The sequence below is a fragment of the Nitrosomonas sp. GH22 genome, from assembly GCF_009833115.1.
Classification (GTDB): domain Bacteria; phylum Pseudomonadota; class Gammaproteobacteria; order Burkholderiales; family Nitrosomonadaceae; genus Nitrosomonas; species Nitrosomonas eutropha.
The window spans coordinates 25,766-38,795 of record NZ_QRCA01000007.1 but is presented as its reverse complement, the minus strand read 5'-3'; the positions used below and the strand labels follow the sequence as shown (position 1 = coordinate 38,795).

General features: G+C 47.2%; 11 protein-coding genes. All 11 read right to left on the bottom strand.

Annotation, left to right across the window (positions count from 1 at the left end; translation table 11 throughout):
* Positions 1-3 precede the first annotated feature (3 nt).
* The 11 genes from ABF86_RS01450 to ABF86_RS01400 all read right to left on the bottom strand — a co-directional run bounded on the left by ABF86_RS01450 (position 4) and on the right by ABF86_RS01400 (position 13,027).
* A complete protein-coding gene (locus tag ABF86_RS01450; RefSeq protein WP_240142182.1) occupies positions 4-2,037 on the bottom strand; it encodes a methyl-accepting chemotaxis protein in 2,034 nt (677 codons plus the stop codon).
* A 362-nt stretch (positions 2,038-2,399) separates the two neighbouring features.
* Complete coding sequence (gene ilvA / locus ABF86_RS01445; protein WP_011634235.1) at positions 2,400-3,911, bottom strand: threonine ammonia-lyase, biosynthetic; 1,512 nt, start codon at positions 3,909-3,911, stop codon at positions 2,400-2,402.
* Between the two features lie 119 nt (positions 3,912-4,030).
* Positions 4,031-5,206 carry an O-succinylhomoserine sulfhydrylase gene (locus tag ABF86_RS01440; protein ID WP_074684499.1) on the bottom strand — a complete coding sequence of 392 codons (1,176 nt, stop codon included), beginning with the start codon at positions 5,204-5,206 and terminating at the stop codon, positions 4,031-4,033.
* A 16-nt stretch (positions 5,207-5,222) separates the two neighbouring features.
* Positions 5,223-6,740 carry an amidophosphoribosyltransferase gene (gene purF / locus ABF86_RS01435; RefSeq protein WP_074455603.1) on the bottom strand — a complete coding sequence of 506 codons (1,518 nt, stop codon included), beginning with the start codon at positions 6,738-6,740 and terminating at the stop codon, positions 5,223-5,225.
* Positions 6,741-6,846: 106 nt separating this feature from the next.
* Entirely contained in the window at positions 6,847-7,341 is a 495-nt protein-coding gene (locus ABF86_RS01430; RefSeq protein WP_074455604.1) for a CvpA family protein, read from the bottom strand.
* Positions 7,338-8,009 carry an SPOR domain-containing protein gene (locus tag ABF86_RS01425; protein ID WP_074455605.1) on the bottom strand — a complete coding sequence of 224 codons (672 nt, stop codon included), beginning with the start codon at positions 8,007-8,009 and terminating at the stop codon, positions 7,338-7,340. The genes ABF86_RS01430 and ABF86_RS01425 overlap by 4 nt, the downstream gene beginning before the upstream one ends.
* A gap of 19 nt (positions 8,010-8,028) precedes the next feature.
* Positions 8,029-9,315: a bifunctional tetrahydrofolate synthase/dihydrofolate synthase gene (gene folC, locus ABF86_RS01420; RefSeq protein WP_074455606.1), complete on the bottom strand. Its 1,287-nt coding sequence runs from the start codon at positions 9,313-9,315 to the stop codon at positions 8,029-8,031.
* A gap of 125 nt (positions 9,316-9,440) precedes the next feature.
* The gene (gene accD, locus ABF86_RS01415) at positions 9,441-10,331 is read right to left on the bottom strand and encodes an acetyl-CoA carboxylase, carboxyltransferase subunit beta (RefSeq protein WP_074455607.1); all 891 of its coding nucleotides are present in this window, start codon (positions 10,329-10,331) and stop codon (positions 9,441-9,443) included.
* A 6-nt stretch (positions 10,332-10,337) separates the two neighbouring features.
* The gene (gene trpA / locus ABF86_RS01410; protein WP_074684498.1) at positions 10,338-11,162 is read right to left on the bottom strand and encodes a tryptophan synthase subunit alpha; all 825 of its coding nucleotides are present in this window, start codon (positions 11,160-11,162) and stop codon (positions 10,338-10,340) included.
* 52 nt (positions 11,163-11,214) lie between these two features.
* A complete protein-coding gene (gene trpB / locus ABF86_RS01405; RefSeq protein ID WP_218117864.1) occupies positions 11,215-12,414 on the bottom strand; it encodes a tryptophan synthase subunit beta in 1,200 nt (399 codons plus the stop codon).
* The gene (locus tag ABF86_RS01400; RefSeq protein WP_074684497.1) at positions 12,401-13,027 is read right to left on the bottom strand and encodes a phosphoribosylanthranilate isomerase; all 627 of its coding nucleotides are present in this window, start codon (positions 13,025-13,027) and stop codon (positions 12,401-12,403) included. The genes trpB and ABF86_RS01400 overlap by 14 nt, the downstream gene beginning before the upstream one ends.
* Positions 13,028-13,030 lie beyond the last annotated feature (3 nt).

The window sequence follows — 13,030 nt, the reverse complement described above, 5'->3', positions numbered from 1 at the left end:
CTGTCATACCTTGAAATTGGCAACTGATGACTTCAAGTCTGTAACGTGCTCTGCGATCTGCCTGATAGAGTCAGCATTCTGCTGAGTGCCTCGGGTGGTTTGCTGGGTGATGGATAAGATATCTTCCATATTTTTGACCACCTTGTTGGAAACACGGGTTTGTTTGCGCGTAGCTTCGGTAATTCTGATGACCAGTTGCGCCAGGCGTTTAGAGATTGTTTCGATTTCTTCCAGGGCGCTTCCTGTAGTATTGGCACGCCTTGTACCCTCAACCACACTTGCTGTACTGCGCTCCATTGCAATGATAGTGTCTTGCGCATCTCCCCGGATGTTGCGGATGAGCGTACTGATCTGTCGAGTCGCTTCGGCGGAATGCTCGGCCAGACGCTGTATTTCCTGAGCGATAACAGAAAATCCCTTGCCAGCTTCACCTGCCGTTGTTGCCTGAATGGAGGCATTCAATGCCAGGATGTTGGTTTGCTCGGTGATATCCGAAATCAGAGTAACAATTTCACCAATTTCTTGTGAACTCTCTCCTAAACGCTTAATACGTTTGGAAGTTTCCTGGATGTAGACCCGGATTTCATTCATGCCGGCCATGGCGTCCTGTACGGCATTGGCACCATTTTCTGCCGCATGCAGGGTTTGTTTGGCAACATTGGCACATTCTTCCGCTGAATCGGATACTGCTTCCAGTGATTCAGCAACTCCCAGGACAGCAACCGTTGCATCTTCAATTTTATGTGCCTGTTCCTGTGTCGCGGCCAGTAAATCTGATGAAATTTGTTCTGCCTGATGAGAGGCATCAATCACCTGAGCGCTGGCGTGATTTACCTTTTTAACCAGCTCCTGCAACGCCTCAATCGTCAAGTTGATTGAATCGGCAATTGTGCCGGTAATATTTTCGGTGACGGACATGCGGGCAGTCAGATCCCCTCCTGCCGGTATCTCCATTTCATCGAGCAGGTGCAGTATCGCCTTCTGCGTGGTTTCAACATCTTGTTCACCCTGATGGATTCGCTTGCGCAAACTGGTAGAAAACATCTGGATGAATACCAGACCACTTAAAATGGTTAATATTACAGCCAGATAAAACAGCACCGTAATGGATGTACCTTCGCTACTATTGTGCTCGATGATTGCCTGTTCAATCTGACCTACCAGTGTCGATAATCTATCACTGGCTGAAAATGTCTCATGCATTGCATGCCAGGCTCCGGTCGCTTCCGGTGTCAATTTCTGGGCAACACGCAACAAATCTTCCAGTGCATTAAACTGGATACGAATCTCAGACAACGTTTCGGAGGGAAGTTGATTGCCCAGAACGGTTGAATACAACCAGTCCCGGCCTTTTATTAAAGTCTGGATCATCCCGGTGATCTGTTCGGAATCTCCCGGTAATTGATCTGTTGTGCCAGATACCTGAAATCCGCCCTGTATCACAGAGCTGACACTACTGGTAATAAACTGAACAAGAATTTTTACAGTTTCGACCGCGACTGCCTGGCTGGATGCATGCCCTGACTGCGCCAGCTCGGCTGAAAAATCCTGCAGCTTCTTTTGCAAGCTGTTATTGACCAGATCAACCCGTTTTAAAATTTCTGCCAGATTAATTAGTACTTCCCGACTTTCCAGAATTTGGCGAGCCTGATTTTCCTTTGTACGCAATGTGTTCTGAAAGGATTTAAATAAGTCTACAGAAAGCAGTTCTGCTACGGCGGGAATAGTTTCTCGCTGATACTCTCCCCCGTATTGCAACAGGGTTGAATAATGATTCAGCTGATCGAGGTTATTGCGCAGTTGAACAAATGCCTGCTCATTTCCACGCAACGCTTCCCGGGAAATAATGACCAGATGCTGGATGCTGGTATGAATACGCCCGATAACTTCAAGTGAAGCGGTATGGTTGCGCGCTTGCTGAGTATCAACACGCAGCATAATCAAAGCAATCAACAGAAACAGAACGGATAGAGCTCCTGGGAGCCACGATCGGCGAAATATCTGCAGATATCTGGTTATAGGAAGCAGTACAGTCATATCGTTGGGGTTGTTACAACCTGTCATATGCCGGTAATAGACCTTACTCTGGTAAAACTTCTGTCAAAATCGCCCTTATTGGTATTTCAGCACATTCTGAAAAGCCAATATTATGATGACATAATTCCAGTGTAATAGGATAGTCGCTGTCTTCCAGGTACAAAAATCAGAAGAAATTTGTAAAAACCTTCTTTATCAGCGTTTTGAACCAGAATTTTTTAGCGATTAAAGTTGTGAGGTGCTTCAATGATTGCGGACAAGCACCAACACCCGATACGGGGCGGTATTAGTCCAATCACATTTAAAGATACTATTGCCATGAACAGGAAGCTCGTAAACGAGGAGGAGATGCAGGCAGAAAATCAGGCAAGGAAAAACTGATAGGCAGGATTATTGCTTTCATCATCAAATTCATAACCCAGATCATCCAGGAAGTGCATAAATTCATCTTTGTCCTGTGGGAGAACTTGTATTCCGATCAGGACACGGCCGAAATCAGCGCCATGATTACGATAATGAAACAAACTGATATTCCAGCGATCACTCATTTTGTTCAGAAAATTCATGAGTGCTCCCGGACGATCTGGAAATTCAAATCGATACAGAACTTCATGACTGACTTCCCTGGAATGCCCACCCACCATGTGGCGGATATGCAGCTTCGCCATCTCGTTGTCAGTCATATCTTCTGCACGCAAATTATTTGCATGCAGGATCTGGATCAGATTCAATGCTTCTTCGCGATTACGGACTGATATACCCACAAAGACATGTGCCTTTTGAGGATCCGCATAGCGATAGTTAAATTCCGTGATGTTGCGGGCGCCCACCAGATTACAAAACTGTTTAAAGCTACCAGGCTTTTCAGGAATCGTCACTGCAAGGATTGCTTCACGCTGTTCACCCAGTTCAGCCCGTTCAGAAACGTGGCGCAGTCGGTCAAAATTCATGTTTGCTCCTGATGCGATTGCAATCAGGGTTTCGTGCAGCAAGTTATTTTGTTTCGCATACACCTTTAGCCCGGCAACCGAAAGCGCACCGGAAGGTTCTACAATGGAGCGCGTGTCCTCAAATATATCCTTGATTGCAGCACAAATGGCGTCCGAATCTACTAGCAGGATGTCATCCACCAGCTCACGACACAGCCGGAAAGTTTCCTGTCCCACCTGACGAACAGCCACACCATCCGCAAATAAACCCACTTGCGAGAGCTCAACACAATAACCTGCCTGCAGAGAACGATACATGGCATTTGAATCTGTTGGCTCAACTCCGATGATCCGGATATCCGGGCGAAGTCTTTTCACATACGCAGCAATGCCGGAAATCAACCCTCCCCCACCAATCGGGATAAAAATTGCATGGATTTTCCCGGGATGCTGACGCAAAATTTCCATGGCAATCGTACCCTGCCCGGCGATCACATCCGGATCATCGTAAGGATGAATGAATTCAACCCCCTTTTCCCTGGCAAGATTCAGCGCATATTCGTAGGCATCATTATAGGAATCCCCCTGCAGCAGTACTGCAGCACCCATCGCCATTACTGCATTGATCTTGATCTGCGGCGTGGTGGTTGGCATAACGATCGTGGCTGAGCAGCCCAGCTTTTGCGCTGCCAGTGCTACACCTTGCGCATGATTTCCCGCTGAGGCAGCGACCACGCCTTGCTGCAATACACCAGAATGCAATCTAGCCATTTTATTATAGGCACCACGCAGCTTGAAGGAAAAAACCTGCTGCATATCCTCTCTTTTGAGCAGCACACGGTTATGAATACGGGCAGATAATGATGGCGCCGGATCCAGCCGGGTTTCAACCGCAACGTCATAGACATGCGCGGTCAGTATCCTTTCAAGATAATCATTAATCATGATGGCAAGATTTTGGAGGTATCACAGTAGTAGTGAGTGAAAACCGGTAGCAAAATTTATTGCTAGTCGTATCCGGTTTCAAGAAGAATAGTGTGTGCCAGTTGTAATAAATTACGAGTCTACTGCAATCCTCGAGCGAGATCTGCCTTGATGTCTTCCGGTGACTCCAGGCCAACCGCAATACGTAACAGACCATCGCTGACGCCGGCAGCTGCGCGCGCCTCCTGGCTGATACGCCCATGAGTTGTAGTGGCAGGATGAGTCAGTGTACTTTTGGTATCGCCAAGATTGGCAGTAATCGACATGAGCTGAGCAGCATCTACAATACGCCAGGCAGCCTCTTTGCCGCCTTTTGCCTCGAATGACACAATGCTGCCACCGGTTTTCTGCTGGCGCATCGCAAGTGTATGCTGCGGATGAGACGGCAGACCCGGGTAAAACACACGTGCTACATTAGGATGTGCTTCCAGCCAGCGCGCGACTTCCAGTGCATGATCAGAGTGTGCTTTTACCCGTACACTTAATGTTTCAAGTCCTTTCAGAATAATCCAGGCATTGAATGCGCTTAGCGCCGGGCCGGCTGTTCGCAAGAAACCGAATATACCGCTATCCATCAGCAAATCACGTTTACCCAGTATTGCCCCTCCCAGGATTCTGCCCTGCCCGTCCAGATATTTTGTTGCTGAGTGAATAACCAGATCTGCACCCAGCTTCAGCGGCTGTTGCACAACCGGGGTACAAAAGCTGTTGTCAACTGCTAGCCACACCCCAATCCCTTTGGCAATGTCTGCCAATGCAGCGATATCGGAGATTTCCGTGAGTGGATTGGAGGGAGTTTCCATAAAAAACAGTTTGGTGTTTGGTTTGGCTGCTGCCTGCCATTCACTCGGATCGGTTGCAGAAACAAAGGTAGTTTCGATATTGAAACGACTGAGGATATTGTTGAACAAGCCAACAGTGGATCCAAACAGGCTGCGTGAGGCAACGATATGATCACCAGCTGAAAGCAGTCCCATGACGCAGGTCGTAATTGCTGCCATACCAGTAGCTGTTGCGATACAGGCTTCCGCCCCTTCCAGCACAGCTAGGCGTTCCTGCATGGCAGTCACTGTCGGGTTAGTAAAGCGCGAATAGATATTACCAGGTTCTTGCCCTGAGAACCGTGCAGCAGCCTGGGCTGCACTGTCAAACACAAAACTTGAAGTCAGATAGAGTGATTCTGAATGTTCGTTAAATTGACTGCGATGGACGCCGGTATGAATAGCCAGCGTTTGGAGATCTAATTCATTTGTCATGATCGTTTCTATATGGTTAATCCATTGGGAGCAGGGTTAAATCAAGTTGGGTAGTGCGCTCCCCTTGTGATAACCCGAGACTGTTACGCTGTGATTCAATTCTGTAAAGATACTCCTGAGTGACACTGCCTGTTATGTAATGCCCATCAAAACAGGAGGTTTCAAAATTCGTGATGCGCGGATTGACTTGGGCAACCGCTTGCTTAAGTGCATCCAGATTTTGATAGATCAGATAATCCGCACCAATTTCACGACATATTTCCTCATCGGTACGATCTGTTGCAATCAATTCCTGGCGGGTCGGCATATCTATACCGTATACGTTAGGGAAACGTATTGGTGGCGCTGCCGAAGCAAAGTATATTTTAAGTGCTCCCGCTTCTCGTGCCATCTGAACAATCTCTCGGCTGGTGGTGCCACGCACAATAGAATCATCAACCAGCAGTACGTTCTTGCCGCGAAATTCAATTTCGATGGCATTTAATTTCTGCCGAACCGATTTCCGGCGCTGCTGCTGCCCGGGCATAATAAACGTTCTGCCCACATAGCGATTTTTGACAAATCCTTCCCTGAAGCTGATCCCGAGGCGATTGGCAAGCTGCATGGCACTTGGACGACTGGATTCCGGAATCGGTATTACAACATCAATATCCAGGTGCCGCATGGATGTGCTGATTTTATCTGCCAGGTTTACGCCCATATTGAGACGAGTCTCATAAACCGAGATGCTATCCAGCATTGAATCGGGACGGGCCAGATAAACATATTCAAAAATACAGGGATTCAGACTGGCGTGAGCAGCACACTGATGGCTGTAGAAATGCCCTTCCATATCAATAAAAACAGCTTCTCCAGGTGCAACATCCCGGATCAGACGAAAACCCAGTGTATCCAGCGCCACACTTTCAGAAGCAACCATGTATTCAGTACCAGCATTCGTTTCCACTGATCCGAATACCAGCGGCCTGATCCCGTACGGATCGCGAAAAGCCAGCAAACCATAACCGGCAATCATTGCAATCACTGCATAAGCACCCTGACAACGCTCGTGTACACCGGAAACTGCCGAGAAAATTTCAGCCAGATCAAGTTGGTAACCTGTCGCGCGTTCCTGCAATTCATGTGCCAGCACATTCAGCAACACTTCCGAATCAGAATGCGTGTTTACGTGGCGGCGATCTGCAAGAAACAGCTCTTGATTAAGTACATCCGCATTGGTCAGGTTACCGTTATGCGCCAGCACAATACCAAATGGGGAATTTACATAAAAAGGCTGTGCTTCCGCAGGAGAATTTGATGACCCTGTCGTGGGATAGCGAACATGCCCGATTCCCATATACCCTGGCAGAGCACGCATATTCCGGGTGCGGAACACATCCCGTACCATACCCAACCTTTTGTGCATATGAAAACTATTACCTTGCGCGGTAACAATACCTGCAGCATCCTGGCCACGATGTTGCAGCATTAACAGGCCATCATAGAGCAACTGATTGGCGGGGGAACGGGCTACTACACCTAGAATTCCACACATAGCGAGCTCGCTGAAAAAGTGGATTAAAAAACCTGTAAAACTAGCAGTTCATATCTGTATTAGTTACAAGATACGAAATTTCCATATAGTTAAGCTTGAACTCAAATTACTTGGCAAAACCAATAAGATTCCTGAAATCCTGGGGCAACCAGGGGATTACGTCAGCCGCCATTATTTCCAGGGGTTCACTCAATACCGCCTGCTGCCAGAAGGGTTGTTGTGGAAGTGGAGTAAAGCCGGCTGCTGTTATCAGAAACAATATGATCACCAATCCACGCACGATTCCGAACAGCGCGCCCAGCATTCTGTCTATCAGGCCCAGCCCTACTCCCCTCACCAGAACAGATAGCAGCCTGGATGCGAGCATTGTTACCAGAAGAACAACAAAAAACATCACACTGAAAGCTGTCAACAGGCGAATGGATTCATTCACGATCCAGTCTGATAACAAAGGGGCAGCATTTATTGAATAACGACTGGCAACAAAGAAGGCAATTATCCAGGCAAGAAGGGATACGATTTCATGTACCAGTCCGCGCGTGACACTCAATAAAGCTGAGGAAGATATGATTCCGATAACAATGTAGTCGAAAATCGTCATCTGGTTGTCACTACACCACTCAATCCAATTTTTTTCAACCGTTCATGCTCTGCTTCAGCAGCTTCTCGCGTAGGAAAAGGTCCGATCCGTACTCGAGTCATTTCATTACTGCCAACCTTGATTGTTTCGGTATATGCCCTTACCCCGTTTGAGACAAGATTTTGCTGTTGCTGTCTGGCTTTAGAAACATCAGAGAATGCACCCAGCTGAATGACAAATGAACCGTCTTGTATTTTTACATTATCACTTACAGGTACTTTTTCCTGAACAACGGAAGTTTTTCCTTGAATAGCTGGGGCTGATTTTGCCAACACCGGCTTCCTGGCAGGAATCGGTATTCCATTGAAACCACTATCACCCGATCCACTATTTTCAATTTTCTCGGAACGCTCAGGATCACTGAAAGGTAATGGTTTATCCAGTTCCCCAGGAACTTCTGCCTCATCATCGGACGTTGCATTTTCCGGTGTCATCCAAGGGTAAGCTTCAGCAGTCAGCTCTTCGGAAGGTATCTGAATATCAATTTCCTGCTGTTCTTGCTGAGGTTCATCATCAAGAATCATGGGCAAGAATACTACCGACACAATAACGAGCAAGATAGCACCGATCAGGCGCTTTCTGGCACGCTTCCTCAGGGAAATCTCTTCTTCATTGACGCTGCTGGTCATTTTTTATACCTGTCTACCTTTAAGAAACCGTCCCGCCATGATTCTTCAATATCAAGCTGACGGTATGAAACGATCCAAAAACGCATATTCTATCATCACTACTGGCATGTTCACGCGCGTAAACATAGGCACTCTGTACATTCTGAAATACACGTACGCGCTCCTGTTCTTCTATCCCGGCATCTCTAAGTGCCTTTAGTATTTCATTCCCTGTTGCGCCTCTCGCCACATCCAGACCTGCTATCAACCAGTGATCCACATTGTTCTTCAGCACCCGGATCGTGCCAGCCATATCCTTATCTTTCAGCATGCCCACGATTGCATAAGTACATCCTTTTACTGGCATAGCTTCCAGATTAGCCAGTAGTTTGCGAGCGGCTGCCGGATTATGCGCCACGTCCAGAATAATCGCAGGCCTTGCTGAAATTATCTGAAATCTGCCCGCCAGGGTTGCCTCAGCCAGGCCACGTCGTATGGCATTCATTGGAACAGGCAATGTTCCTTCCATAGCCTCCAGTGCTGCCAGAGCAGCACTTGCATTTTGCAGCTGATATTCCCCTTTAAGCGCTGGCAATGACAAGTTATAGCGGCGCACTCCTTCATAGCACCATTGCAGATTATCCTGTGTATAGCCGAAGTTTTTGTTGATGCAACATAGTAAGGCTCCCGTTGCCTGCATTTTTGGAAGAAGACCGGCTGGTATATCCGGTTCAGTACAAACTGCCGGTTTATTTGGCCTGAAGATACCAATTTTTTCCTGGCCAATGGCTTCCCGAGTAGATCCAAGATAATCCATGTGATCCAGGTCGATACTGGTCAGGATGGCGCAATCCGTATCAAATACATTAACTGCATCAAGCCGGCCGCCTAATCCTACTTCCAGAATGGCCACATCCACTTGCGCCCGCACAAATATCAGCATAGCGGCCAAGGTACCAAATTCAAAATAAGTCAGCGTAACCTGGACTGATTCACGTACAGATTCTATTTCAGCAAATACACCACACAAAACCTCGTCAGTAATTGCTCGCTGATCAATCCGTATTCGCTCGCCATAATGCAGTAAATGTGGTGATGTATAACAGCCTATCCGGTAGGATGCACAACCAAGTATCGATTCGAGTATGGTACAAACTGAGCCTTTGCCATTTGTACCAGCAACCGTAATAACAGGAAATTTGGGCATCAATCCCAAAGCATCTCTTACTTTCTTCACCCGCTCCAGACCCATATCAATTGCCTTTGGATGAAGTTTTTCAAGATAGAGCAACCAGTCATCTAAAGTCATTGATCGGACATCCATCATCGATCCGGAAGAAATAAAGTAAAATAGACGCTCACCATGACAGCAAGTAGTAGATTCACATTATCCCTTTTAGTTAATACCGCCGTTATTCAAAAGGTAATAGCAAATTTCAGAAAAAACCAGGTTCAATCAGCTGATATAACAGGTGGTGAAACAGGAACCGGGATACGCATCAGCAATGTACACAGGTTGGCCAATCGATCACGCATTTCACGACGATCAATAATTAGATCAATGGCACCATGTTCCAGCAGAAATTCTGCTCGCTGAAAACCGGCAGGCAATGTTTGACGCACAGTCTGCTCAATAACACGTGGGCCGGCGAAACCAATCAATGCACCTGGTTCAGCAATCACAATATCGCCAATAAATGCGAAACTTGCTGACACCCCTCCCATTGTGGGGTCTGTCAGTATAGAAATGAATGGTAATTTCTCCCGACTTAACTGCTCCAGTACTGCAGTTGTCTTTGCCATCTGCATCAACGAAAACAAACCCTCCTGCATACGTGCCCCTCCACTCGCACTAAAGCAGATGAAAGGAAGATGATGTGTCACACAGGCTTTCACGGCACGTACAAAGCGCTCACCAACTACGGAACCCATCGATCCGCCCATAAAACCAAACTCAAAAACAGCAGCAACAACCGGGATCGACTTAATACTGCCTCGCATGACCACCAGTGAATCAGTTTCACTGGTAACTTCATACGCATCACTCAATCTGTCCGTATATCGCTTGCTGTCACGAAATTTCAGAGGATCTTGTGGAAGGATATCCATGCCAAGTTCGTGGCGATCTTGTGGATCCAGTAAAAACTCAAGACGTTTGCGCGCAGAAATACGATTATGGTAACCACATTTGGGGCAAACATTCAGGTTTTTGGCCAGATCCGTGCAGTAAAGAACAGCTTCGCAACTTGCACATTTGCTCCACAAGCCTTCCGGGACAGCTTTTTTTTCACCGTTTTCCTTACGCTTGATTTTAGGGGGAATGATACTTTCAAACCAGCTCATATATCACTACCCTATGTCAGAAGAGTGATTGGATCTTGCATCAATTGCATGCCGCAACGATTCTACCAGAGCACCTACATTTGACAGCAAATCAGCTGCCTGGGAGTGTTCAATTTCCTCCACAATACGGCTACCTATAACTACAGCATCCGCCCGTTCAGCTATGCTCCTGGCTGTCTGTTCGTCTCGTATGCCAAAACCCACTCCGATCGGAATCCTGATATGCGCACGAAGCTGAGACAATTTACTGCTGACATCCTGCAGATCAAGGTGTGAAGCGCCCGTTACACCTTTTAGAGAAACATAATAAACATATCCTTTTGCAAGTTCTGCAACATGCTTGATACGTGATTCCGGGGTTGTAGGTGATAGTAAAAAAATTGGATCGATGCCCTGATCTTTCAGGTGTCGCACCCATTCAGCGCTTTCCTCTGGTGGATAATCAACTACCAAGACGCCATCTACCCCGGAATGGCTTGCTTCTTCCACAAAACGTTTATACCCCATGGTCTCAATTGGATTGGCATAACCCATCAGGACAACCGGTGTGCTTTGGTTCATTTTTCTGAATTGTGCCACCATAGCAAGTACATCTTTCAGGCTGATACGGTGTTTGAGTGCGCGCTCCGAGGAACGCTGTATGGTAGGCCCATCGGCCATGGGATCAGAAAAAGGGACTCCAAGCTCAATCAAATCAACCCCGGATCGTGTCAGCTGGTGCATCAACGCCACTGTTGTGGCTGAGTCAGGGTCACCTGCCGTGATAAAAGGAATAAGTGCAGCTTTATCTTGTGACTTGAGCCGGGAAAAAACAGATTCAATACGATTCATTTAACAGATAATCCGAAAAATCAAAATATAATGAGATCTATCAGACATTCGGTTAAAGCGAAATACCTGATTGCTGTGCCACCGTTGCCATATCCTTGTCCCCGCGACCTGACAGGTTCACCAGGAGGAGCTGATCTTTTCTCAGTGTTGGCGCAAGTTTGGCTGCATAAGCCAGAGCGTGGCTGGATTCCAAAGCCGGCATAATCCCTTCGAAGCGACATAAAGCATGAAATGCAGCCAAAGCCTCACCATCTGTTATAGCGACATATTCGGCACGACCGCAGTCCTTAAGCCAGGCATGCTCCGGTCCTACTCCCGGGTAATCCAGGCCAGCCGAAATTGAATGTGTTTCGATGATCTGGCCATTTTCATCCTGAATCAGATAGGTACGATTACCATGTAAAACACCCGGCCTGCCCGTTACCAGGGTGGCAGCATGTTTCTGCGTATCGATTCCCTTGCCCGCAGCTTCTACACCAATCATTCGAACGTTTTCTTCCCCAATATAAGGATAAAACAGGCCAATGGCATTTGAACCGCCGCCTACACATGCAATCAGAGCATCTGGTTGTCTACCATATTCTTCCTGCATCTGTTGCTTGGCTTCATTCCCGATTACCGCCTGAAAATCCCTGACCATCATCGGATAAGGATGTGGCCCCGCAACAGTACCAATAATATAGTAGGTGTTACCAACATTGGTCACCCAGTCACGCATGGCTTCATTCAATGCATCTTTAAGTGTGCGCGAACCTGAATCAACTGGTATGACTGTAGCCCCAAGCAACTTCATACGATAAACATTGGTTGCCTGTCGCTTGACATCCTCAGAACCCATGTACACGACACATTCCATACCATAGCGGGCGGCCACAGTGGCACTGGCTACTCCATGCTGACCAGCACCCGTTTCAGCGATGATACGACTTTTCCCCATACGCCTTGCAAGCAACGCCTGGCCAACCGTATTGTTAATTTTATGTGCACCTGTATGGTTAAGATCTTCACGCTTCAGCAGAATCTGTGCACCACCCAGATGATCCGACCAACGTCTGGCATGATAAATGGGGCTGGGGCGGCCAACATAATGTTTAAGCTCACGAAAGAATTCCGTTTGAAATTCGGCATCACCACGATAATACTCATATTGCTTACAAAGCTCATCCAAGGCTGAAATCAGGGTTTCAGCCACGAACGTACCACCGTACGGACCAAAATGGCCACGTTTATCGGGAAGATCATACATTTTCACAAGATCTTACTCCTTTCATGAAAACAGAAATTTTGCCTGCATCTTTTATGCCATTAGCAATTTCAACTCCGCTTGAAACGTCAATTGCCAATGGACGAGTCTGTTCAATCGCATCGACAACATTGTCTGAATGAAGACCCCCTGAGAGTATCCAGGGTAACGACAACCCCGAGGGAATCAGCTTCCAGTCGAATATGTGACCTGTTCCACCGGGTTTTCCCTCAGCATAAGCATCCAGTAGCAGTCCTTTGGATCCTTCATAACACTGCGCGTATTGTAACAAATCCAATCCGTCCCGGACACGAACAGCCTTGATATACGGCAAATGAAACTGACTGCAGAAATCCGGCGATTCATCACCATGAAACTGCAAAAGATCAAGTCCAGCTGCTGCACTGGCCACTTCTACCCAGGATTTATCAGGGTTTACAAATACCCCTACAGCCTGCACAAATGGAGGCAGGTATCTCACAATCTGACCAGCTTCCTCTGGTGAAATATATCGTTCACTCTGAGGCCATAAAATAAAGCCGATAGCATCCACCCCATGGTGTACAGCTGTCACTGCATCTTCTAACCGGGTAATGCCGCATATTTTTACACGAATACGCACCAG